Genomic DNA, 23287 nt, shown 5'->3' on the forward strand with positions numbered 1-23287 from the left:
CGGCAGCTTCAGTTGTTTATAAGAGACCCCCCGCCGCCCATTTCCCGTACCCGGGGCGCGGCGGGCCGGGGGGCCCCCCACCGGAGCCCGTGGAGCGCCCCCGGACCGGCCGCGTCAGCGCAGGATTACCGGGAGTGCGGCATAGCAGGCCATCTCGGCGGCGCTGCGGGGCAGTTCATCCGTGCGGCGAACCGGGGCCGGAGGCACGGGGGCCGGGCGTCTGCTACGGCGTTTCGCCCTGGGCGGCCTCGATACTGCTGTGCAGGTCGTGTGTCGCGTCGAGCGCGGCCGCCCCCGAGACGACCAGGCAGGCCAGCAGGGTCGCGGCGGCGGCGCGGCCGATACGGGGGCGCGCGGCGGTCCGGCCCAGCAGGGCTGCGACCCGGCGGGGTACGGGCCCGGCGGCCACAGGGAGCGCCGCGGCGGGGCGGGGTGCGCGGGCGCCCTCGGCCGCCCGGGCGGCCAGCGCGGCGCGTCCGATCGCCCGGGCGGCGACCCGGCGGTCCCCTACGGCGTGCGCGGCGGCCTCGTCCGCGCAACGCTCCAGCGCGTACCCCATGGGTGCGCGCAGGGCGCCCAGCGCCGGGTGACAGCGTGCGGACAGCTCGGCGGCGACGAGGTAGAGGTGGTGGCGCCCGGTGAGATGGGCGCGTTCGTGTGCCAGGAGTGCGTCCCGCTCGGCGGCTTCCAAGGCGTGCAGCATGCCGGTGGTGACGACGATCCGGCCGGGGCTGCCGGGCCGTCCGGGCAGTGCGTAGGCGTCGGGGTGGCTGTCCCGGAGCACCGCGAGCTCGCCCCCGTCGCCTGCTTCGCTCCGGGCCGCCCGGTGCAACTGGCCCCAGTGCCTGCGCGCCACGCGGGCCATGGCCGCGGCGCGGCCCACGAGCAGCGCCAGTGCGGCTGCGGCGAGCGGGACGGCGACGGCCGGTTCGGCAGCGGCGAGCGGGTGCTCGAACTCCCCGGCGGCGGCGACGGCCGAAAGCCGGCCGGCACCGGGCACCACCAGCAGGGCCAGTGAGAGCACGGTGCACAGAGCCAGGCCCGCGCCCGTCGCGGCGAGCAGTCGCACGGCCCGTGCGGGGGCCAGGGCGTCGGCGAGCCAACGCGCCGCGGGCACCACGACGAACGGCACCAGCAGCGGAATCCATACCGCGTAGATCATCGGTCCCCGTCGAGCAGATCGCGCAGCAGCCGCTCGTCCTCGTCGCTGAGCTGCGAGACGAACCGTGCCAGCACCGTGCCTCGGTCCTCGTCCTTGCGGAGTTCGCGGTGCATCCGGCGGGCGGTCAGTCCGGCGGCGTCCTCGGTAGGCGTGTACGCGAATCCGCGGCCCGACCTGGTGCGGGCGACGGACCCCTTCTCATGGAGGCGCGACAGGATCGTGGTGACGGTCGTCCGGGCGAGCTCCGCACCGATCGCACCCTGCACCTGGCCGGCGGTGAGCGGGTTCCCGGCCGCCCAGAGGGCCGCCAGGATCGTGGACTCCAGCTCACCCGAGGGCCGTCGCTCCGCCGGGGCGGGCACGGCGACGGCGGCTTCCGGGACGGGCTCCCGCCCGGCCGGGGGTGTCGCTCCCGCGCCCGGTCCGCCGTTCGGCCGGGGGGCGGATTCTCCGCCGGATATCCCGTTCACCTGCGTCATGGGAACTCTCCTCCCCCGCTCCAACGTCTACAGTGATGTAGACCGTCTACGTCACTGTAGTCAGTCCGGGCGTTCCACAGGGCCGCCCGCTCACCATTATGGGAGACCCTCCACCGTGTCCGTACTCTCACTGGCGGCCATGCCGCAGGCGGTGAACCTGCTGGACGCCGGTTCACTGCTCGGCACGTTCGGCTCGCTCGGCGTCGCCGTCGTGCTCTTCGCCGAGACGGGGCTGCTCGTCGGCTTCTTCCTGCCCGGCGATTCGCTGCTGTTCACGGCAGGCCTCCTCAGCGTGTCAGGCACCCACGGTCCGGTCGCACTGTCGTTGCCTCAGGTACTGCTCGCGGCGGTGGCCGGGGCGCTGCTCGGCGCGCAGACGGGCTACTGGCTCGGCCGCCGGGGCGGCCGGGCGCTGCTCGCCCGCAGCCGCTCCGAACGGCTGCACGAGGGCGCCGACCGGGCGGCGGAGCTGCTCGCCAGATACGGCCGGGCCCGCGCGATCGTGCTGGCCCGCTTCGTCCCCGTCGTGCGTACGGTACTCAACCCGCTGGCCGGGGCACTCGGCGTCCCGGCCAGGGTGTTCGCCGTGTGGCAGGTGGTCGGCGGTGTGGTCTGGACGGCCGGACTGGTCCTCGCCGGATATGCGCTGGGGTCCTCGGTGCCGAACGTCGACCGCTATCTGCTGCCGATCGTCGCCGTCGTGGTCGTGGTCTCGCTCATCCCGCTCGCCGCCGAACTGCTCCGTTCCCGCCGACGGAGCACTGCCGAAGGAGACACCCACTGATGCCCCTCGCCTCCACGGCCTCCTCGATCGACGGTGGGCTGTACACCTGGGTCACCGAACTGGCCCAGCGCTCCCCCGCCGTCCTGGATTCCGCCGTCCGCGTCTGGTCCGACTACGGGCTGGCCGTGTTCGCCGCGTTCATGCTCGCGGCCTGGTGGCGCTCCCGCTCCACGGATGCCGCGCGTACCGCCATGGCGATGTGCGCCCCACTGGTCGTGGTCGCCACGTATCTCGTCAACGACCTGGTGAAGTCGGCCTTTCACGAACAGCGTCCCTGCCGGACCCTTCATGCGGTGACGGTGGAGGCGTGCCCGCCACTGGGCGACTGGTCCTTCCCGAGCAATCACGCCGCCATCGCGGCGGCCGCTGCCATGGCGATCTGGCTGACCGACCGGCGGCTCGGAGCGGTTGCGGTGACGGCCGCGCTGCTGATGGCGGGGTCCCGGGTGTGGATCGGGGTGCACTACCCGCACGATGTGCTCATCGGGCTCGTGATCGGCGCGCTCGTCGCATGGCCGCTGACAGTAGCGGCGCGTCATTGCGCTCCTGCGGTGGTCCGGCTGCGTGACAGCCGGCTGCGGCCGCTGGTGGCAACGCGATGAGCGAGGCCGCCCGGGCCGGCCGTGCCGAGTCCGATTCCGGCCGGCCGTCAGCCGCCGTGCCCGGACAGGCGAATGACGGCGACGCCGCCGTCCAGATCCACGCCGGAGCGGTGGGGCGGGGCGCCGTCCTCCTCGTCGTCCCGCAGCAGCAGGGCACTCTGCCGCTCCTTGAGCTCGCTCTGCTTGCCGGGCGAGAAGGTCGCGTGCAACTGCTCGAAGCCCGTCGCCGACACCTGACCCTGCCGGGCGCTGTTGCGCCACGGCAGCAGACCGGCCCGCCCCGCGCGAAGCATCAGCTGGTCGAGGAAGGCGACGACGGTCAGCCCGATCACCAGTCCGGGCAGTGTCATCATGGCGGCGAATTGCATGCGGGCAGTATCCGCCCCTGGAGGAGCGGTGCGCATCGGTCGCGGGCAGGACGATGCGGGCCGGCGCACTGTGCGACGGCCCGCAGGGTCGTGAGGAAGGGCTCGGACGGTCAGCCGTTGGGGAGGATGACGGCCCGCCCGTTGATCCGTCCGTCGTGCAGCCGCTCGTACGCCAGCGGCGCCTCGTTCAGCGAGTACGTCTCGACGTGTACCTCGACCGAACCGGCGCGGGCCAGATCGAGCACCTCGGCAAGCTCGGAGCGTGATCCCCAGTAGGGGGCGGTCACCGTCGTGTTGAACGGCAGGGAGCCGAAGCCCACAGGAAGCGACCCGCCGCCGATCCCGACGATCGTGACGTCCGAGTCGATGGCGGCCGCGGCGCCTGCCGTGGCCACGGTGGGAGGAGCTCCGACGAAGTCGAGGACGACCTGTGCGCCGATGCCACCGGTCAGCTCGCGGATCCTCGACGCGGCGTGCTCGTCCGACAGGACGGTCTCGTGCGCCCCGACGGTACGGGCGAGGGCGAGCTTGTCCTCGGTGACGTCGAGAGCGATGACCCGCACGGCCGTCATGGCGCGCAGCAGCTGGATGGCGACGTGGCCGAGGCCGCCGGTGCCGATGACGACGGCGGTCGCACCGGGCACCAGCTTCGGCAGGGAGCGCTTGATCGCGTGGTACGGGGTGAGGCCCGCGTCGGTGAGCGGTACGGCCTGGACCGGGTCGAGGTCGCCGAGCGGCACCAGGTGGCGCGGATCATCGACGATCATGTACTCCGCCATGGCGCCGGGCGATCCCAGGCCGGGCGGGTTGATGCCGAGTTCCTTGGCGCGCAGGCAGTAGTTCTCCTTACCCTCGGCGCATTTGACGCACGTACCGCAGCCCCAGGGGCCGTAGACCGCGACCGGGTCGCCCACCGTGAGACCGCTGACGCCGTCCCCGAGCGCCTCGACGGTGCCGACGCCCTCGTGGCCGAGAGTGAGCGGCAGCGGGTAGGGGAACTGGTCAGCGGGCCAGCTCATCACCGCGATGTCGGAGTGACAGACACCTGCGGCGGTGACCTTCAGCAGCACCTGTCCGGGACCGGGCTCCGGGTCGGGGACGGTGACGACCTCGGGTGCGGAACCGACGGTGCGGTACTGGACGGCTTTCATGGGGTCCTCCTTGACCTCTGCTGTTCTCTTTCTCGCCCCCCTGGCCCCCGTCCGCCACTCAGGAGGCGGAGTAGCCGCCGTCCACCAGGTGGTAGCTGCCGTGGATGAACGAGGCGCGGTCGGAGAGCAGGAAGGCGGCGAGTTCGGCCACCTCCTCCGCGGTGCCGAGGCGTCCGGCCGGGTGCAGCGAGATGAGGTGGTCGCGGGCCGGGCCGTCCGTGTTGCGCAGCAGCGGGGTGTCGATGAAGCCGGGGCCGACCGCGTTGACGCGGACGTTCTGTGCCGCGTACTCCAGCGCCGCCGTCTTGGTGAGACCGACGACGCCGTGCTTGGCGGCGACGTACGCGGGCGATCCGGCGAAGCCGTTGGTGCCGAGGATCGAGGACATGTTGACGACAGCGCCACCACCTGCGGCGACGATCGCGGGGAGCTCGTAGCGCATCGAGTAGAAGACGCCGCTGAGGTTGGTGGCGACGACCCGGTTCCAGTCCTCGACGGCGTACTCGCCGGTCGGGCTGCTCGGCCCGCCGATGCCCGCGTTGTTCACCGCGAGGTGCAGGGCCCCGAACGTGTCGACGGCGAACTGCACGCCTGCCTCGACGGAAGCGGGGTCGGTGACGTCCATGGCGACGGCCGCGGCCCGGCCCCCGGCGCTCTCCAGTGCGGTGACCGCCTTGCGGGCGCTCCCCTCGTCGTAGTCGGCCACGACCACGGACGCACCGGCGGCGGCCAGCCGGTGGGCGAGGGCCAGTCCGATGCCGGACGCCCCTCCGGTGACGAGAGCCGTACGTCCGGCGAATTCCTGGTCGGCGGTGGTGGGGGTGGTGGTGCTCATGATGTTCCGTTTCCTTCCGTGGTGCTGTGTGACGCCGGTCCGGCCGGAAGCTGCGCGAACAGCTCTCCCGAAAGGGCGTCGAACGCCTGCTCGACGAGTCGGGGCAGTTCCTCGGGACAGCCTCCGCGCACCCAGGCGGCCTGGGCGGCGAGCAGTGCGCCCGCCCCGGCGGCGACCGTGACGGCGGGACGGATGTCCTGCCGCGGATCGGTCCTCAGCCGGTGCGCGACGATGGCGACCGAGTCCTCCTGAGCGTCCACCCGGATGTGGTGGAACGCCGCGTAGAGGGTGGGCTCCCGGTCGGCGAGGACCAGCAGTTCGAAGATCCTCGGGCGGCGGTGCCAGGCGTCCGACTCCGGATCCGCCAGCCAGTCCAGGACGGCCCGGCGGTATGCGGTGAGCGGCGGCTCCCCGGCGGGACGGGCCCGCAGGGCGTCGTTGATCCGGTCGCCGTCGCCCCGGACCGAGTCCAGGACCGCGTCTTCCTTGCTGGTGAAGTACCGGCTGAAGGTGCGGCGGTCGACATCCGCGCGTTCCGCGATCTCCTCGACCGTCACCTCCCGCAGTCCGCGGTCGAGCACGAGCTCGAAGGCGGCCTGGGCCAGCGTGTCCCGGGTGCGGCGGGCCTTGCGGCTGCGCCTCTCCGGGGTCTTCCGTTCCCGGTTCATAACTGCACCGTACACCTATAAATGTCCCACTGCGACATGTGCCCCGCCGGGACATGAAGTCGAGGCGCGGCGATTTATGGCCCTGAACGGGGCAACGGGTTACCGAGAGAGCTCTCGACAGGGGGCCGGGTCCGCGGCAGGCCCTTCTACCGGGCGCTGAACGCCGCTGCGGCCCGGCGTGCGTCGGCGCCGGCGGTCACGGGAGGGCGGTGGCCGCCGGAAGCCGACCGGCGCAGCGTGAGCACGGCGATGTCGTCGCGCCGCACACCGCCGGAGAAGTCCTCCAGGTCCGCGTGGAGTGTGTCCAGCAGTTCGCGCGGGCCCAGCTGCGCCCAGCCGCCCAGCCGGGCGTCCAGCGGATAGAAGGCTCCGGAGGCGTCACGGGCCTCGGTCACTCCGTCGGTGAACATCAGGAGCGTCGCGCCGGGCGGGAAGTCCAGCCATTCGGCGGCCCGCGCCTCGTTGCTGAGCTCCGCCATGCCCAGCGGCACCGACGTACGGCGCAGCGGAACGGTGGTCGCCACGCCGTCGTGCAGCAGCCGGGGCGGCAGATGTCCGCAGTTGACGGCCTGCACCCGGCCGTCGCCGTCGAGGCCGAGCACCAGCGCGGTGACGAAGCGCTCGATCTCGCCGGTCTGGGCGGAGAAGGTGTTGTGCCGGGCGACCGCGTCCTCGACCGCGTCCACCACACCGGTCAGGGCGGGTTCGCGAATGGCCGCCTCCCGGAATGCGCCGAGCGCGGCGAAGCCCGCTCCGATCGCGGCAAGGCCCTTGCCCTGCACGTCACCGATGATGACGCGGGTGCCGTACGGCGACTGGACGACCTCATAGATGTCGCCGCCGACCAGCCGGTCCTCCTCGATCGGCGCGTAGATGCCGTCCACCAGGACCTGGTCGGTCAGTACGGGCAGCGGACGCAGGATCTGCCGCTGGAGGGCGACGGCAGCCGACCGCAGTCTGGCGATCTCGGTGGCATGCCGGATTCTCAGCGAACAGGCCCCGACACCCACCGCGCAGGCCAGCACGGTGAAGCCGACACCGCTCACGCTGTCCCAGAGGGTGCCTCCGGACACCAGCCGGGAGATCACGACGATGGGCAGGATCCAGACCGCCGCGGCGACGGTCTGCCGGACCGTGCAGAAGACCGAGACGAGCGCGGGCACCACGACCAGGAGAGGGATGAGCCGCAGGTCGTCGCCGGTGGGGACATCGATCCCCACCACGAGCAGGGACAGCAGGGCGAGACCGCCGAGCAGGGCCGGAGTGCTGATCCGCGAGCGGGCGGCTGCCCGCTCCCCCGCATCCGTCACCGATGGCTCCGCGCCGCGCGTCGTCGACGGACGCTGTACCCCGATCGTCACCGGCCATCTCCTCCCGCGGTCGCCGGGCATGTCCCGGCACTCTCTTCCAGTGCACCCGGACCGGGACGCCGGCACACGGGGCTTTCGGCCTCAGGCCGCACGCCGAAGGTCCCCGGCCGGGGTGGCACAGCGCGATCCGGGCCGGAAGTCCCGGACGGACGTCCCCGCTCCCCGCCCGGGCCCCGGCTCTCAGCTGCCGGCTGCGGCTCCGGCCGGCTCCCCCGGCGCCGGGTGTGCCGGCTTGCCGTCCGGTACGAGCGCCGCCAGGAAGGACGTCCGGCGGCGGAGCGCGAATCCGAGGGATTCGTAGAGCCGCACGGCATGGACATTGGAGGCCGCGGCATGCAGGAAGGGTGTTTCACCGCGTTCCCTGATCTCGTGGGATACGGCGAGGAGCAGCCGGGTGGCGAGCCCCTGCCCCCGTACGGACTCGTCGGTGCAGACGGCGCTGATCTCGCTCCAGCCGGGCGGGTGCAGCCGTTCGCCGGCCATCGCCACCAGCACCCCCTCACGCCGGATTCCGAGATAGGTGCCGAGCTCGACCGTCCGCGGCAGGAACGGTCCCGGGCGGGTGCGGGCGACCAGGTCGAGCATCTCGGGCACATCGGCGGGTCCGAGCCGGACCGCCTCCGGGTCCGGGGCCGCCGCGACGCCCGTGTCGACGAGCTGGACGCCCTCGGCGTGGAAGGTCACCTCCCAGTCGTCCGGCGGCGGCTCGCGAAAGGCGGTGATAGTCATGGATCCGCCAGGTCCGGCAAGCGCCGCGGCATCCGCCCAGTCCGCTGCTTCCGGCCGGTCCGGGACGGCTGCCCAGGGGGTGACCTCGGCCGGGTAGCGCAGGATGCGGCCGCGACGTTCGGCGAAACGGGCGTGCGGGCCGGTCAGCGAGGTGCCGACCGGGTCGTCCAGCGGGTGGGCGCCGCCGGCGAGGGGGTGCGGCGTGCTCATGCGCCCACCTCGATCACGATCTTTCCGCGTGCATGGCCGCTCTCCACGGCACGCAGCGCCTCGCCCGCCTCGGTCAGCGGGTAGGTCCGGGTGACATGCGTCCGCAGGGCTCCGGCGACGACGAGCTCCGCCACCTCGTCGAGCACGGCCGAGGTACGGGCGCGGGCGACCGCAGCCCCGCCGAGCTCCACGGCAAGGGGTTTGCCCGCGGCGCTGATCAGCGCCGCGGGGTCGTCGAGCAGCGGGGCCACTTCCCGCAGGGTGTCGCCGCCGACCAGGTCGAAGACCGCGTCGATGCCGTCGGGGGCCGCCGCCCGGACCCGGTCGGCGAGTCCGGCGCCGGATTCGACGTGCACCGCGCCGAGCGACTCGACGAAGTCCTTCTTGGCCGCGCCTGCCACGCCGATGACGCGGACGCCTGCGTGGCGGGCGAGCTGGACCACGGCGTTCCCGATTCCGCCTCCGGCGCCGGTGACCAGCAGCGTCGAGTCCGGGGCGGGACTCAGCTGGCGCACACCGTCGTAGGCGGTGGCGGCAGCGACCGGCAGGGCCGCCGCGTCGGTGAACGACAGGCCGACCGGCTTGTGTGCGGTCACGGCGACGGGGAGGAGGGTGTATTCCGCGTACCCACCGGTCACCGGATTACCGAAGACCTCGTCGCCGACCTCGAATCCCTCGACGCCCGGGCCGATCGCCTCGACGACCCCGGCGGCCTCGCTGCCGAGGACGGTGGGAAACGGCTGCGGTTCGCTACCGGGCCTGGTGTACCCCGCACGCAGCTTCCAGTCGACCGGGTTGACCCCCGCCGCCCGTACGGCGACGAGCAGCTCCCCCGGGCCCGGCTCAGGAGCGTCCCGCTCGACGAGTGCCTCCACCTCCGGTCCGCCGTTGCGGGTGAACACGTACGCCTTCGGCATGAGCTCCCTCTCTCCCGTCCCACGACACCCGGCCGCCCTGGCCGGACACCGGTCCCTACAGCAGCAGGAAGGCCCATGCACGTACGGGTATTCCCGCAGAGGCGCCCGATTCACGAGGCCGCAACGAAGCGGTCCAGTCCCCCTCCCGCCTTTCCTGTCGCTATGTCCGGTACATCCCGGCGAGGGGTCCACACCGTGGACACTCATTAGCCGCCCTTTGACGCTCTCAAAGCATTCGGATACTGTCCACGCCCAGTTGGGCAGCTCCAATGGACAGATGCGAGAGGGGTGGTTCCCGATGACATCGGAACCGGGTGGCAACCTCAGCCGACGCCGACTACTGCACATCGCCGGAGCGGGTGCGGGCGTCCTGGCCGCGTCCGGTCTGTTCGCAGCCTGTGCACCCCCGCCCGCGAACGGTTCCGGCACCCCCGACGGCACGGCGACAGAGGCGCTGGGCGCCGACGTCCCGATCGGCAGTCTCGTCCTCGCCCTGCCCTCCTCCATCTCCAGCCTCGACGTGGGCCGGGAGTCGGGCGTGCTGAACTACCTGGTCGCGGTGCTGGCCCAGGAGTCCCTGCTCTCGGTCGCCCCGTCCGGGAAGCTGGCACCCGGCCTCGCGACGTCCTGGCGGCAGCCCGACGCCGGCACGTACGTCTTCACCCTGCGCCGGGGTGTCACCTTCAGCGACGGCACCCCGTTCACCGCGGACGACGTGGTGGCCTCCATCGACGCGATCCGTGACCCGAAGAACGGCTCCGCCCTCGGATACGCCTACGCCGGCGTCACCTCGGTGAAGTCGACCGGCGACCACGAGGTGACGATCCGCCTCAAGGCGCCCGACGCGATGTTCGCCTGGACGACGACAGCGGGCGGACTCCTCGTCAGCAGCCGCGCCTTCCTCACCCGTAACGCGGGGCGGATCGGCACGGCGAAGACACTGCTGCTCGGCACCGGCCCGTACCGGATCACCGAATTCGCCGCCGACGACCACGTACTGCTGGAGCGCAACGACGCCTGGTGGGGCGAGAAGCCCGCCGTGCAGAAGCTCAAGCTGTCCTTCGTACCGGACGCCGGAACACGGCTGGTCGCCATGAAGTCGGGCGCGGTGGACGGGGCCCTCAACCTCGCGTCCGACGAGGCCCACGGCTGGGAGTCGAGCGCCCGTGTCACCTACACGGGCGACCGCTCCGTGGTGGCGCTGGCGTTCGACACGGCAACAGCACCCTTCGACGACATCCATGTCCGCCGTGCCATCGCCCACGCCACCGACCGCGAGGGCATGGTGAAGGGCATCCTGCAGGGCCGGGCGGAAGTGGCCGACGCGCTGCCCTCGCGCGATATGTGGGGCGATCTGATGTCCCCCGGGAAGGTCCGCTCCGGCTACGACGCGATCCCCGCGGTCCCCTACGACCTGGACTCCGCCCGTGCCGAACTGGACAGGTCCGGGGTGGCGAAGGGCTTCACCGCCGAACTCCACTACCCCAGCAGCGGCCCCCAGCTCGGCAAGGCGGCGCTCGCGCTCGCCGCCTCGCTCAAGAAGCTCGGGATCACCCTCCACGTCAAGGAGATCACGCTGGAGCAGTGGGTGGCGGAGCTCGGCTCGGGCAAGCAGCCACTCCAGTTCCTGTGGTACTTCCCCGTCACCGGCGACCCGGCCGAACTGGCCGATCCGTATCTCAACGGCGCGGCCACGGCGACGGACATCGCGCGCTACGACAACAAGGCCGTCAACACCGCGCTCGACACCGCCAAGGCCTCCGCCGACAAGGACGTCCGGGCCCGGGAGCTGATGAACGCGGTACGGACGGCCGGTGCCGATCTGCCCTATCTCCCGCTGTGGTGGGCCAAGACAGCCACCGCACTGTCCAAGGAGATCGTGCTGCCCGACCCGGGGCCGTTCACCTTCATCGGGCCGTGGGCCACCCGGATCCGCAAAGCCGCCTGACCCACCGCACGCCGCCGCTCCTCCCCGGCCCCCGTACCAGAACGGATCACCATGCCCAGTCCCGCCGCGTCCAGCACGCCGCAGCGGCACGCCGCGATCACCGTGCGGCGGGTCCGCGAGGCCATGCTGCGACTGGTCCATCCGGTCGATGCCCGGATCAGCCCGGACGGCCGGGCGGTCGCCGTGGCCGCGGCCGGACCCGAGCGGGCCGAGCTGGTCCTCGCCGCGGTTCCCGCCGCGCTGCGGCCCGGTCCTGACGCCCCGCCGCCGGCGCTCCCGGCTCCGTCGGAGCCGGCCGTTCCGACGGACCGTCACAGCCCGCGCTGGCTGCCGGACTCCCGGACGCTGCTGCACATCGCCGAAGGCGCGGGACCGGCCGGGACCGAGGTGCGGCTGGTGGCTCTGGACACCGGTTCAGGAGCGGTACGCACCGTGGCGGAGATACCGGGCGCGGTCGAGGAACTGCTGGTGTCCGACGACGGGAGCCGGGCACTGCTGCTCTGCGCCCGGGACGGCGCCGAACGCGACGGAATGAACCTGGGCCTGCCGGTACGGCTCGGAGCCGCGCCCTCACCGGAGCGCTTCGCCCCCGGCGCCGGCCGCCGTTCGCTGTATCTCGTCGACCTCGCGGACGGCTCGATGCGGGAGGCCGGGCCGGACGGGCTGACCGTGTGGAACGTCGCCTGGCGCGGCGGGGACACCGCCGTGGCCACCGTCTGCGAGGACACGCTGCCCGCCGGGTACTACGGCGCGAGGTTCGCCGCCCTGGACCTCGTCGGACGCACCGCCCGGACGGTGTACGTGCCGCAGGGGCAGCTGGGCGCACCCGCTCTGCGCGCCGACGGCCGGTACGCGGCGGTCTGCGAAGGCATCTCCATCGTGGCCGGACGCCCGGTCGTGGTCGACCTTGAGTCCGGGCGCGCCGAAGTCGTGCCGGACGTCGAGGACGCGACCTGGCTGCGGTTCGACGACAGCGCGAAGGCCCCGTCCGGCCCGCTGTGGTTCGCGGGCTGGGACGGAACGGGCTCCCGTGCCGGACGTACCGGGGACGGCGCCGGACCGGTCTGGTCGGCGGCGGTGACGCTCGGCGGGGCCGGCTTCCAGCCCGGCCTGTCGCTCAGCCGCGACCAGCGGCTTGTCGCGACCGTGCTCGACGCACCGGGCCGTCCGCCCGAAGCCGTCGTCTCCCGCACCGAGGGCCCCGACGCCTGGAACTGGCTGCCCGTCACCGCGCTCAACGCTCCCGCCGACCCGGCGCTTGCCCGCGTCCGCACCGAACGGACCACCTGGTCCGCCCCCGACGGCCGCACCGTGCAGGGACTGCTGCTCTCCGGCGACGCGAGCCCCGGGCCCCGGCCGCTCGCCGTTCTCGTGCACGGCGGACCCGCCTGGCTCTGGTCCGCGTCGTACGCGCCGGGCGATGTGCTGGGGCTCGCCCCCGCGCTGGCCGCCGCCGGGTACCTGGTGCTGCTGCCCAACCCGCGTGGCAGCAGCGGCCGGGGGCTTGAGCACGCGCGTGCCGTGGTCGGCGATGTCGGTGGCGCCGACCTGGACGACGTGCTGTCCGGCGTACGCCACCTCGTGGGCACCGGGCTCGCCGACCCGGACCGCACCGCCGTCCTGGGCCACAGCTACGGCGGATTCCTGGCAGCCCAGGCCGCGGCACGCACCGATGTCTTCAGGGCGGCAGTGGTCGTCTCCGCGCCCACCGACTGGCTGAGCTTCACACACACCAGCAACATCGGCGGCGGATACGACCGGACGTACGGGATCGGCGGCGCGGACGCACCGGCCGAACTGATCCGGCGCTCCCCCGTCTTCGCCCTCGGCGGCAGCGGAACCCCGACGCTCATCGTGCACGGGTCCGCGGACCGGGTCACTCCGGTCGGACAGGGGCACGAGCTGTACCGCTCGCTGCTGCGGGCCGCACGCGCACCCGTCGAGATGTACGTCTACCCCGACGAGGGCCACGAGTTCACCGACGGCGGGCATCTCCTCGATGCCGCCGCCCGGGTCGAGGAGTGGCTCGCCACCCACCTGGCCCCACGGCCCCCGGCCGCCCAACAGACCGCCGTGCCGGGGGAGGCTTCCCCCGAGCCGATCCCCGGCACGGCTCCCAAGGCAGGGCCGGACGGTGACACCCCCCTGACGCCGTCCGGTCCTGCCACCCCCCGCCCGGCTTCCGCCGCCCCGGCCGGGAGCGAACGATGACGGCCGGCACCCGGTCCCGGCTGCGGACCGCTCTTCCCGCCCGGCTCCTCGTGCGCCGCCTGGGCGGCACACTGGTGCTGCTCGTCGTGCTGTCCGTCGCCGTGTTCGCCCTGTTGCAGGCCGCCCCGGGCGATCCGGCCCAGACACTGCTCGGGCCGCGCAGTGCCACCCCCGAGGCGCTGGCCGCCGTCCGGTCCCGCTACCACCTCGACAGCCCGATGGCCGTGCAGTACTGGTACTGGCTCGTCGATGCCGTCCATCTCGACCTCGGAACGTCGATCCGTACCGGTGAGAGCGTCGCGGCCGCTCTGGGCGACCGGCTCGCACTCACGGGGCAGCTGGTCGGCCTCGGATTCGCCGTGGCGCTGCTCCTCGGCCTGCCGCTCGGGGTCCTGGCGGGGCTGCGCAGCCGGCGGCCCGTCGACCGGGCGGTGCAGAGCCTGGGCGTGGTGGCGCTGTCCACCCCCGCCTTCGCCGGCGGACTGCTGCTCATCTATGTGTTCGCGCTGATGCTCGGCTGGTTCCCGGCATACGGGCCGGGCGAAGGCTCGGGCACCGACCGGCTGATGCACCTGGTGCTGCCCGCCCTGGCGCTCGGACTCGCCGTCACCGCCGTCCTGCTCAAACTGACCCGGGCCGCGGTGGTCCGCGAACTGGACCGGGAGCACGTCACGTTCGCCCGTGCCAGGGGCGTCCGGGAGCGGGACATCCTCCTGCGGTACGTGCTGCGCGGCACCGTTGTCCCGGTGCTCACCGGGATCGGTCTGGTCCTCGCCTACCTCCTCGCCGGAACGGTCATGGTGGAGCAGGTGTTCGCGCTGCCCGGCCTCGGCTCCCTGCTCGTCGACTCGGTCACCTTCCGGGACGTGCCCGTCGTCCAGGCGGAGGCGCTGCTCATCGCGGCCCTGGTGTGCCTGGCCAATCTGGTCACCGATCTCGTCCAGCCGCTGCTGGACCCGCGGCTGCGGACCGCGCCGGCGGCGAAGGCGGCCCGGGCCGTGCCCGCAACAGCCGCGTCCCGCCCGTCCGGCATCCGTACGGAGGAGGACCGATGAAGATCCGCACAGCCCGCCGCCGGTTCTCCCCGCTCACCGTCTGCTGCGCCGTCCTGCTGGTGCTGTTCACGCTGGCCGCCACCGTGGGCCGGCTGCTCCTGCCGGACTGGGACGCCCAGGATCTGGCGACCGGCGCGGCCATGCCGGGCGGCGGTCATCTGCTCGGAACGGATGAACTCGGCCGGGACATCACCGGGATGGTCGTTGCCGGAGCCCGGAGCACTCTCGCCGGTGCCGCTCTGGTGGCCATCGGTTCCATGGTCATCGGCAATGTGCTCGGGCTCCTGGCGGGGTACCGGGGCGGCTGGATCGACACCGTCGTGCGCCGCTGGGCCGATCTGCTGCTGGCGCTGCCGGCCCTGCTCGTGACGATCGTCGTCGCGGGAATCGGGGGTGGCGGTTACGCCCTGGCCGTCGGCGTCCTGGTCGTGCTGACCTCACCTGCCGACATCCGGCTGGTGCGCTCGGCCGTGCTGGAACAGCGCCACCGCGCCTACGTCGAGGCGGCGGAGACCCTCGGGCTCTCCCGCTTCACGGTGATGACCCGGCACATCTGGCCCAATGTGCTGCCCGTCGTCGTGGCCAACACCCTGCTGAACTTCGCCGGGGCGATCGTCGCCCTGAGCTCGCTCTCCTTCCTCGGGCTCGGCGTGCCGCCGGGTGCCCCGGACTGGGGCCGGATGCTCTCGGAGAACCGCACCCTGCTGTACGACAACCCCTCCGCCGCCCTGGCACCGGCGGTGCTCATCATCGCCGCGGCCGTGGCTCTCAACCTCCTCGGCGACCGGCTGTTCGAGGCGTTCTCCGACCGTGGGAGGTCCTGATGACAGCGCACCCGGCGACGGACAGCCGTACCGCACCGCCCGCACCGGCCACCGCGCCGCTGCTCGCCGTCGACGGTCTGCGGGTGTCCGCGACGGCGGGCGCGGACGGGCCCGTCCCGATCCTGGACGGCGTCTCGCTGGAGGTCGCGCCGGGCGAGTGCATCGGCATCGTCGGTGAGTCGGGCAGCGGCAAGTCCCTGGCCATGCGGGCCGTGGCGGGTCTGCTGCCGTCCGGGACCGCGGTGGCGGGCGGCTCCGTGCGGATCGACGGCCAGGAGGTCCTCACCCTGTCGCCGCGCGAGCGGCACGCCCTGCGGGGCCGGCGCGTCACCCTGCTCATGCAGGACCCGTTCACCATGCTGCACCCGCAGCTCACCTGCGGGCGTCAGATCGCGGACGGGCTGCGCGACCTCGACGGCAGCAACCGCAGGCGCCCCGGCCGGGCGGCCCGCCGCGCTGCGGTGGAACAGCGGCTCGCCGAGGTCGGGCTCGGCCCGGATGTCGCCGACCGCTACCCGCACGAACTGTCGGGCGGCATGCGGCAGCGGGTGGCGGCCGCCGCCGCCCTCGCGGGAGACCCCGAGCTGCTGATCGCGGACGAACCGACCACCGCGCTGGACGCGGCCAGCCAGGCTGCCGTCCTCGACCTGCTCCGCGGGCTCCAGCGGCAGCGGCGCATGGGTCTGGTCCTGATCACCCACGACCTGCGGGTCGCGTTCTCCTCCTGCGACCGGGTGTACGTGCTGTACGCGGGCAGTGTGCTGGAACACGGCCGGCCGGACGAACTGGAGTCGGACCCCCGGCACCCGTACACGGCGGGACTGCTGGCCTCCGAACCCTCCGTACGTGAACGGTTCGCCGAACTCCCGGCGATCCCCGGGTCCGTGCCCGCTCCGGGGTCCCGGGGCGACGGCTGCCCGTTCGCCGGCCGGTGCGTGCACGCGGCCGATGTGTGCCGCAGCGGACCGGTCGTGCTCGTGCCGCCGCCGCCGTCCGGCGCCGGGCCCGGGAGCGGGCGCATGTCCGCCTGTGTGCGGATCGCCGGGCTCGGCCCCTCTCTTACCGAGCCGGCGCTCCGGAAGGCCGCCGAGCCGGTGCCGGACCGGGGCCCCGCCGGGCTGCCGGAACGGGACGCCGCGCTGGTCGCCACCTCGGTCGACCGTACGTTCCGCTCGTCCGCCGGGGACCGTGCCGCCCTGCGCGATGTGAGTCTGACCGTGCCGCGGAACACGGTGACGGCCCTGGTCGGCGAGTCCGGCTCGGGCAAGACGACGCTGGCCAGGATCGCGGTCGGTCTTGAGACGTTCGACGGCGGCACGGTCCGCGTGGGAGGCATCGACCTGCCTGCCGGGCGCCACCCCGGCACCGCGGACCGGCGGCGGCTGGCGGAAAAGGTGCAGATCGTCTTCCAGGACCCGTACTCCTCGCTCAATCCGCTGCGCACCGTGGGCGCGACCCTGCGCGAGGCCCTGACCGCCGCGGCGGGACGGGAGCGGGGTGGCCCGGCCACCGGGGTGGCCGATCTGCTCGGGCAGGTCGGGCTGCCCGCCTCCTACGCCTCGCGCCGCCCCGCCGCGCTCTCCGGCGGAGAGCGTCAACGGGTTGCCCTGGCACGGGCGCTGGCCGCCCGGCCCAGGCTGCTGATCTGCGACGAGTCGGTGGCGGCGCTGGATGTCTCGATCCAGGCGCAGCTGCTCAACCTCCTCGCCTCGCTCCAGCGCGCCGAGGGATTCGCGGTGCTCTTCATCACCCATGACCTGGCGGTGGTGCGGCAGACAGCCGACCGGGTGGCCGTGATGCACGAGGGCCGGATCGTCGAGCAGGGCACCCCGGCCGAGGTACTGGATGCACCGCAACACCCCTGGACCCGGCGCATGATCGGCGCTCTGCCGCGCCGCGCGGAGATCGCCGACGAGGACTGACCGCCCGGCGGCCGCACCGGTAGAGTGTGCCGCTGACCTGCGCACAGCACGAGAGCGAGGAGCAACGGTGTCCGAGCCGCCCGCCAACGCCGGCCGGCCTGCGCCGCCGCTTGCGCCGGAGACCCCCCGGCCCGGCTCGGCCGGGGTGCGGACCTCATTGGCCGGAAATCTCAACCGTCGGCGGCTGAATCGCGGTTGGAGCCTGCGAGAACTGTCGGCCGCGACGGGCGTCAGCAAGGGGCTGCTGTCCCAGATAGAGCGCGCCGAGGCCAATCCGACGGTCGATGTGCTGGTCCGGATCGCCGACGCGCTGGGCACGAACTGCACGGATCTACTGCGCCAACCACTGCTCAGGCCGGAGATCATCCGCGCCGCCTCGCTGGACGAACCGGAGGACGAGACTTCGGTCAACCTGCTCTATTCCGGCCACGAGCAGGGCCGCATGGAGATCTACCGGACCCGCCTGCATCCGCACGCGCAGAGCCAAGTCAGCTCGCACGGTGCGGACTCGGTGGAGTACGTCCTGGTGATGTCCGGCCAGGTGACACTGGTCGTGGACGATGTCCCCCACCTCCTGGAGGCGGGTGACACCGCCCGGTTCTCGGGGCTCAGCAGCCACTACTACTCCACCGAGGACTCCCCCGCGGTCACCCACACGATCGTCGGCTACCCGCGCGACTGACACCGTCCCGCGCACCGGCCACCGGTCGGGACAACGTCGATTTCAACTCAACTACCGCTGGATATGCGCCGGTCGGTGCCCATGTCACCCGAGCCTGTGGCACTCTGGTGACGACCGCCCCACCGGGCTCCCCCGTACCGGTGGGGCGGTTCTGCTGCCGGCGCCGTGACCTTGCACAGATACGACGAGGGATCACGTCGATTCTCGGCCATTGCCGCGTTGTGACCTGATCAACTCTCACTTCCCCGCATGAGCCCACTCTCTGCGGGCATACGCCTACACCTCATGGCCTACGACCAGGGGAGCGTGACGAGATGACGGCGCACACTGCGCAGACCGCCGATGCGGCACGAGCGGAGAGTGCACGGTCGACGGCGACGGGAACACCTGTCGCAGCCGCCGCAGCAGACGCGGCGTTCAAGCTGGACACGACGGAAATGAGGGGCGTGACCAGCAGTACGACTGCCGGGGACGCCTCGGGGGCCACGGACGAACTGCCGTGGATCGAGGACGCCGGCAAGATCGCGCCCAAGGACGCACGGGCACTGTCGAAGGTGTTCTTCGACCGGCTCCAGGTACTTGAGGAGGGCACCGAGGCCCATCAGTACGCACGCAACACGCTCATCGAGATGAACCTGTCGCTGGTCCGGTTCGCCGCGGGCCGGTTCCGCAACCGTGGCAGCGGCGACATGGAGGACATCGTCCAGGTCGGCACGATCGGGCTGATCAAGGCGATCGACCGGTTCGACCTGTCCCGTGAGGTCGAGTTCACCTCCTTCGCCGTTCCGTACATCGTCGGTGAGATCAAGCGGTTCTTCCGCGACACCACCTGGGCGGTCCATGTGCCGCGCCGGCTCCAGGAGCTGCGTGTCGACATCGCCAAGGCGAAGGAGTCGCTGGCCACCGAACTCGACCGCGACCCCACGGTCCAGGAGCTGGCGGGACACCTCGGGATCACCGAGGACGAGGTCACCGAGGGAATCGTCGCGGCCAACGGTTACACGGCAGGGTCTCTGGACATGCCGACCGATGCGCCGAAGACCGGCCGGAACGCCACCGGGGGACGCACCTTCGCCGACGCGCTCGGCGAGGCCGATCCCGCCATGGAGACGGTGGAGAACCTGCAGACACTGGCACCGCTGCTCGACGATCTGGACGCACGCGAGCACCGCATCCTCGAAATGCGTTTCGGCCAGGAGCTGACGCAGTCGCAGATCGGCTCGGAGCTGGGCATCTCACAGATGCATGTGTCCCGGCTGATCAGCCGGATTCTCGGCAAGCTACGGAACGGGATGTTCGTCGACGAGTGAACTGACTGATGCATCAGTCAGCACCTCAATACGCATCACAGCAACACATCACCGGGCTGAATGTTGAGATCCTCTCAACACATGGGTACGGTGGCTGACCATGCAGCACGACGAGGTGGCCGAGCGGGTCCGACAGGTGATCCGGGATGCCGGAGTGAGTCAGCGCGAGTTCGCGCGGCGGATGGTCATCGATCCGTCGAAGCTCTCGCGCTCGCTCGGCGGCACCCGCCGCTTCACCACGGCCGAGCTGGCCCGGGTCGCCGACATCGCGGATGTCGACGCGGGCTGGTTGCTCGGAGCGCACGCGGACCACAGCGCCGCGCCTCCGCCGCCGGCCGAGATTCCGCCGCCGGATGTCCGGGCCCGGCGCACCCGGAGCACCGGATCCGGCCGGCCGGCGGACAGCGGCAGACCGCTCCAGATCGTCCGGCAGACCGTCCAGCTGATCGCGGAGCACGGATTCCACTCCGTACGGGTCGCCGACATCGCCGAGGCCTGTGGCACCAGCACAGCTGCCATCCACTACCACTTCCCCGGGCGGGACGAGCTGCTGGAGGCGGCGGCCCGCTGGTGCATGGACGAGGACACCTCCAGACGGGCGGCCGGGACCGCCGACACGGCCCACGCCGGCGACGAACTCCGGCTGCTGATCGAGCTCCAGACCCCGTACACCCCGCAGCAGCGCCGCCAGTGGAGCGTCTGGCTCGACCTCTGGGCCGAGGCCGCCCGCTCCACCGCGGTCGGTGAACTCCACGTGGAGTACTACCGGCAGTGGCGGGCCACAGTCGCCGAAGTGATACGCCGCGGCGTCGCGCAGGAGGTCTTCCGGCCGGTCGACCCGGAGTCCGCCGCGCTGAGCCTGACCGCCCTCATCGACGGGCTGGCCTCCCAGGTGCTCGCCACCACTCCGGGGGAAGCGGGCACCAGCGCCGAGGACATGCACGGCGCGCTGCTGGCCTACGTGGACGCGACCCTCATCGCCGGCTGACCCCGTCCTTCGGCTCTCCCTCCTGCTTCTGCCCTTCCCTGCACTCTCGCTTCACCCGATCCCCTTCTATTCAGGAGCCGCTTCCGCATGCCCGTGAACCAGGACGTCATCATCACGTGTGCCCTCACCGGGGCCGGAGACACCGTCCGCAAGAGCCCTCATGTGCCGGTCACCCCCGAGCAGATCGCCCGCTCCGCCGTCGAGGCGGCCGGGGCCGGGGCAGCCGTGGTGCACATCCATGTCCGTGAGCCGGAGACCGGCGCCCCGTCCCGCGACCCGCGCCTGTACCGGGAGGTCGTCGAGCGCATCAAGGAGACCGGCACCGATGTCGTCATCAACCTGACCGCCGGGATGGGCGGCGACCTGGTGATCGACCCCGACGCCCCGCTGCGGCAGCTGCCGGGGACCGACCTGGTCAGTGGCCTCGAACGGCTCCCCCACGTCGAGGATCTGCTGCCGGACATCTGCACCCTGGACTGCGGCTCCCTCAACTTCGGCGACGGCAGCAATCTGTACGTCTCCACTCCCGACATGCTCCGGGCCGGGGCGCGCCGTATCCAGGAGCTGGGCGTACGCCCCGAACTGGAGATCTTCGACACCGGGCAGCTGTGGTTCGCCAAGCAGCTCCTGGCCGAGGGACTGCTCGACGCTCCGACGGTCTTCCAGCTCTGCATGGGGGTCCCGTGGGGTGCGCCCGCCGATCCCGGCGTGCTCCAGTCGATGGTGAACATGCTGCCCGAGGGCGCCCAGTGGGCGAGCTTCGCCCTCGGCCGGATGCAGATGCCGTGGGTGGCTCAGTCGATCCTCCTCGGCGGCCATGTCCGAGTGGGTCTCGAGGACAACCTGTATCTCGGCAAGGGCGTCAAGGCCACCAACGCCCAGCTGGTGGAGCGCGCCGTCCAGATCACCGAGTCGCTCGGCTCCCGGGTCGCCACCCCGGACGAGGCCCGTCAGCGGCTCGGGCTCAAGCCCCGCGCCTGACCTGGCCGGTCATCGCCCCGCCCCGATCCCCCCACTCGTTCTGGAGAACCGCACGATGAACGCCGCACAGCCCGCACGAACCACCGAGCCCGCGCCCGCCGTTCCGCTCGAACCGGCCGTCCCCGCCCCCTGCGCCCCCGAGGACGTACGCCGGGTGGCGTGTGTGGGCGCCGGAGTGATCGGCGGCGGCTGGGTCGCGCACTTCCTCGCCCGTGGCTACGACGTCACCGCCTGGGACCCGGCTCCCGACGCCGATGCGAAGCTGCGCCGGCTGGTGGCCGCCGCCTGGCCGGCACTGGAGCAGCTGGGCCTCGCCGAAGGTGCCTCACAGGACCGTCTCAAGGTCGCCCCGACGCTCGAAGAGGCGGTGTCCGACGCCCAGTTCGTCCAGGAGAGCGCTCCGGAGAAGCTGGAGCTCAAGCGCGACCTGCTGGCCCGCCTCGACGCGGCCGCACCCGAAGGGGTCGTGATCGCGTCCTCGACGTCCGGCTATCCGATGAGCGATATGCAGACCCGGGCCGAGGGCGCCGGACGGCTGGTCGTGGGGCACCCGTTCAACCCGCCGTATCTGATCCCGCTGGTCGAGGTCGTGGGCGGCGAGCGGACGGCGCCGGCCGCGGTCGAGTGGGCATCCCGCTTCTACGAGGTCGCCGGCAAGTCCGTGATCACGATGGACCGCGAGGTCCCCGGGTTCATCGCGAACCGCCTTCAGGAGGCGCTGTGGCGGGAGGCGCTGCACATGGTGGCCAACGGTGAGGCGACGGTCGCGGAGATCGACGCCTCGATCACCGAGGGCCCCGGGCTGCGCTGGGCGTGCATGGGGCCGATGCTGACCTTCGCGCTCGCGGGCGGCGAGGGCGGTATGGCGCACATGCTGGACCACTTCGGCCCTTCCCTCAAGGCCCCCTGGACCCGGCTCGAAGCCCCCGAGCTGGACCGGGAACTGTACGAGGCCGTGGTGCGCGGCTGTGACGACGCGGCGAAGGGCCGCAGCATCGCCGACCTCGTCGCCGAACGCGACCGCGGGGTCATCGACGTGCTGCGCGCGACCGGCCGGCTGGCCGAGCGGCACACCGATGAGGTGGCCAAGTGAGCGCGCTGCCGCTGCACCGGGAGACCGTACGCCCGGAGTGGATCGACTACAACGGCCATATGAGCGAGGCGTTCTACGTACTCGTCTTCGGCTTCGCGACGGACCGGATGATGATCGAGACCGGTCTGAACTCCGAGTACCGGGAGCGCACCGGCTGTTCGCTGTACACGGTCGAGTCGCACATCCGGTATCTGCGCGATGTCGCGGAGGGCGACCGGCTCGCGGTCCGTACCCGGGTGCTGGGCACTGACGCGAAGAAGACGCGGTTCGCCCATGAGCTGTACGTGCTCGGGCCCGACGCGCAGGACGACGCCGAACCCGGTCCGGACGCCGAGCCCGTGGCGACGAGCGAACTGCTCGCCCTCCACGTGGACCAGCAGGCCGGCCGCACCGCTCCCTTCCCCGACCGGGTACGCGAGCACCTTGCCGCCCTCACCGAGGCGGCACCGTCCTGGGCGGGCCGCTCGATCGCCGAGGTGCCCGCGGCACGCTGAACACTCCCGCCGGCACCTGTTGTTGCGACCTGATGAATTCGTGCCCCACGCCCTGCCCGGACCACCGGTTCCCCCGGTGGTCCGGGCAGTCGGCTGTTCCCCGCCCGCCCGCACACATCCGTGCAGGTCCGGCCTGGTGCGGACGCAGAGCGCCGTCGCCCGCCGCCCGCTGCTCCGTACGCCCCGACCGGCCCCTGAGCGCGGCTCGGGGCGGTTGACGCGCACCGGGCCCGCTGCCACGCTCGCCGCATGTCCGGGTCCGTACCACTCGTCTCGCGGCGCCACGTCGATCTGGGTCGCCTCGCATCCTCGGCGTGTAGCCGCCGCGTCCGCCGCGCCCCGCTCCGCTGAGCGGCCGATCCGCACGGACGCCACCGCAACGTCGACTCCCCCCTCAGGCACCGCCATGTCTTCGCCGTGCCCGCGGCCTGCCGCGCCGCCCGCTGCCCGGTCCTGACCGGCCCCTGTGAGGCGGCGGCACCGGTGCCTGACCACCACCCGCGC

The 23287-nt window shown here is 72.5% G+C and carries 23 protein-coding genes; 14 read left to right on the forward strand and 9 right to left on the reverse strand.

Annotated elements, in window-relative coordinates; all coding sequences use genetic code 11:
- Positions 1 to 223: 223 nt before the first annotated feature.
- Both ACFVW8_RS23955 and ACFVW8_RS23960 read right to left on the reverse strand, forming a co-directional pair.
- The gene (locus ACFVW8_RS23955; RefSeq protein WP_389693230.1) at positions 224 to 1162 is read right to left on the reverse strand and encodes a M48 family metalloprotease; all 939 of its coding nucleotides are present in this window, start codon (positions 1160 to 1162) and stop codon (positions 224 to 226) included.
- Positions 1159 to 1524 (reverse strand): BlaI/MecI/CopY family transcriptional regulator, encoded by a 366-nt coding sequence (locus ACFVW8_RS23960; RefSeq protein WP_389693290.1) that lies wholly within the window; start codon positions 1522 to 1524, stop codon positions 1159 to 1161. Before ACFVW8_RS23960 ends, ACFVW8_RS23955 begins: the two co-directional genes overlap by 4 nt.
- Before the next feature lie 256 nt (positions 1525 to 1780).
- On the opposite strand from ACFVW8_RS23960, the gene ACFVW8_RS23965 reads away from it, so the two are divergent.
- Positions 1781 to 2425 carry a DedA family protein gene (locus ACFVW8_RS23965; RefSeq protein ID WP_389693292.1) on the forward strand — a complete coding sequence of 215 codons (645 nt, stop codon included), beginning with the start codon at positions 1781 to 1783 and terminating at the stop codon, positions 2423 to 2425.
- The gene (locus ACFVW8_RS23970; RefSeq protein WP_389693232.1) at positions 2425 to 3027 is read left to right on the forward strand and encodes a phosphatase PAP2 family protein; all 603 of its coding nucleotides are present in this window, start codon (positions 2425 to 2427) and stop codon (positions 3025 to 3027) included. Before ACFVW8_RS23965 ends, ACFVW8_RS23970 begins: the two co-directional genes overlap by 1 nt.
- A 47-nt stretch (positions 3028 to 3074) precedes the next feature.
- On the opposite strand, the gene ACFVW8_RS23975 is transcribed toward ACFVW8_RS23970, so the two are convergent.
- The 7 genes from ACFVW8_RS23975 to ACFVW8_RS24005 all read right to left on the reverse strand — a co-directional run bounded on the left by ACFVW8_RS23975 (position 3075) and on the right by ACFVW8_RS24005 (position 9275).
- A complete protein-coding gene (locus ACFVW8_RS23975; protein ID WP_389693234.1) occupies positions 3075 to 3395 on the reverse strand; it encodes a DUF6191 domain-containing protein in 321 nt (106 codons plus the stop codon).
- Between the two features lie 110 nt (positions 3396 to 3505).
- A complete protein-coding gene (locus ACFVW8_RS23980) occupies positions 3506 to 4546 on the reverse strand; it encodes an NAD(P)-dependent alcohol dehydrogenase (RefSeq protein WP_389693236.1) in 1041 nt (346 codons plus the stop codon).
- Between the two features lie 58 nt (positions 4547 to 4604).
- Complete coding sequence (locus ACFVW8_RS23985; protein ID WP_389693238.1) at positions 4605 to 5381, reverse strand: SDR family NAD(P)-dependent oxidoreductase; 777 nt, start codon at positions 5379 to 5381, stop codon at positions 4605 to 4607.
- Complete coding sequence (locus ACFVW8_RS23990) at positions 5378 to 6049, reverse strand: TetR family transcriptional regulator (RefSeq protein ID WP_389693240.1); 672 nt, start codon at positions 6047 to 6049, stop codon at positions 5378 to 5380. The genes ACFVW8_RS23985 and ACFVW8_RS23990 overlap by 4 nt, the downstream gene beginning before the upstream one ends.
- A gap of 146 nt (positions 6050 to 6195) precedes the next feature.
- Positions 6196 to 7410, reverse strand: a complete 1215-nt coding sequence (locus ACFVW8_RS23995) for a PP2C family protein-serine/threonine phosphatase (RefSeq protein WP_389693242.1) — start codon at positions 7408 to 7410, stop codon at positions 6196 to 6198.
- A gap of 189 nt (positions 7411 to 7599) precedes the next feature.
- Positions 7600 to 8358, reverse strand: coding sequence for a GNAT family N-acetyltransferase (locus ACFVW8_RS24000; protein ID WP_389693244.1), 759 nt, complete (start codon positions 8356 to 8358; stop codon positions 7600 to 7602).
- Positions 8355 to 9275 carry an NADP-dependent oxidoreductase gene (locus tag ACFVW8_RS24005; protein ID WP_389693246.1) on the reverse strand — a complete coding sequence of 307 codons (921 nt, stop codon included), beginning with the start codon at positions 9273 to 9275 and terminating at the stop codon, positions 8355 to 8357. Before ACFVW8_RS24005 ends, ACFVW8_RS24000 begins: the two co-directional genes overlap by 4 nt.
- Positions 9276 to 9573: 298 nt before the next feature.
- Here ACFVW8_RS24005 and ACFVW8_RS24010 point away from each other — a divergent pair, with 298 nt between their 5' ends.
- From ACFVW8_RS24010 to ACFVW8_RS24065, 12 genes are all read left to right on the forward strand, one after another.
- Positions 9574 to 11223: an ABC transporter substrate-binding protein gene (locus ACFVW8_RS24010; protein WP_389693248.1), complete on the forward strand. Its 1650-nt coding sequence runs from the start codon at positions 9574 to 9576 to the stop codon at positions 11221 to 11223.
- Between the two features lie 51 nt (positions 11224 to 11274).
- Positions 11275 to 13434, forward strand: coding sequence for an alpha/beta hydrolase family protein (locus tag ACFVW8_RS24015; RefSeq protein ID WP_389693250.1), 2160 nt, complete (start codon positions 11275 to 11277; stop codon positions 13432 to 13434).
- On the forward strand, positions 13431 to 14489 hold the full coding sequence (locus ACFVW8_RS24020) for an ABC transporter permease (RefSeq protein WP_389693252.1): 1059 nt from the start codon (positions 13431 to 13433) through the stop codon (positions 14487 to 14489). Before ACFVW8_RS24015 ends, ACFVW8_RS24020 begins: the two co-directional genes overlap by 4 nt.
- A complete protein-coding gene (locus ACFVW8_RS24025; RefSeq protein WP_389693254.1) occupies positions 14486 to 15313 on the forward strand; it encodes an ABC transporter permease in 828 nt (275 codons plus the stop codon). The genes ACFVW8_RS24020 and ACFVW8_RS24025 overlap by 4 nt, the downstream gene beginning before the upstream one ends.
- Positions 15313 to 17235 (forward strand): ABC transporter ATP-binding protein, encoded by a 1923-nt coding sequence (locus ACFVW8_RS24030; RefSeq protein ID WP_389693256.1) that lies wholly within the window; start codon positions 15313 to 15315, stop codon positions 17233 to 17235. Before ACFVW8_RS24025 ends, ACFVW8_RS24030 begins: the two co-directional genes overlap by 1 nt.
- Before the next feature lie 67 nt (positions 17236 to 17302).
- The gene (locus ACFVW8_RS24035; protein ID WP_389693258.1) at positions 17303 to 17917 is read left to right on the forward strand and encodes a helix-turn-helix domain-containing protein; all 615 of its coding nucleotides are present in this window, start codon (positions 17303 to 17305) and stop codon (positions 17915 to 17917) included.
- A gap of 437 nt (positions 17918 to 18354) precedes the next feature.
- Complete coding sequence (locus ACFVW8_RS24040; protein ID WP_389693294.1) at positions 18355 to 19227, forward strand: RNA polymerase sigma factor SigF; 873 nt, start codon at positions 18355 to 18357, stop codon at positions 19225 to 19227.
- A 100-nt stretch (positions 19228 to 19327) separates the two neighbouring features.
- The gene (locus ACFVW8_RS24045; RefSeq protein WP_389693260.1) at positions 19328 to 20215 is read left to right on the forward strand and encodes a TetR family transcriptional regulator C-terminal domain-containing protein; all 888 of its coding nucleotides are present in this window, start codon (positions 19328 to 19330) and stop codon (positions 20213 to 20215) included.
- An 87-nt stretch (positions 20216 to 20302) separates the two neighbouring features.
- On the forward strand, positions 20303 to 21196 hold the full coding sequence (locus tag ACFVW8_RS24050) for a 3-keto-5-aminohexanoate cleavage protein (RefSeq protein ID WP_389693262.1): 894 nt from the start codon (positions 20303 to 20305) through the stop codon (positions 21194 to 21196).
- Between the two features lie 55 nt (positions 21197 to 21251).
- Positions 21252 to 22289, forward strand: a complete 1038-nt coding sequence (locus tag ACFVW8_RS24055) for a 3-hydroxyacyl-CoA dehydrogenase NAD-binding domain-containing protein (protein WP_389693264.1) — start codon at positions 21252 to 21254, stop codon at positions 22287 to 22289.
- Entirely contained in the window at positions 22286 to 22783 is a 498-nt protein-coding gene (locus tag ACFVW8_RS24060; protein ID WP_389693266.1) for a thioesterase family protein, read from the forward strand. Before ACFVW8_RS24055 ends, ACFVW8_RS24060 begins: the two co-directional genes overlap by 4 nt.
- A gap of 249 nt (positions 22784 to 23032) precedes the next feature.
- Positions 23033 to 23134, forward strand: coding sequence for a putative leader peptide (locus ACFVW8_RS24065; RefSeq protein ID WP_389693268.1), 102 nt, complete (start codon positions 23033 to 23035; stop codon positions 23132 to 23134).
- The last annotated feature ends 153 nt before the right edge of the window (positions 23135 to 23287 follow it).

This window comes from Streptomyces sp. NPDC058221 (genome assembly GCF_042882365.1).
Classification (GTDB): Bacteria; Actinomycetota; Actinomycetes; order Streptomycetales; family Streptomycetaceae; genus Streptomyces.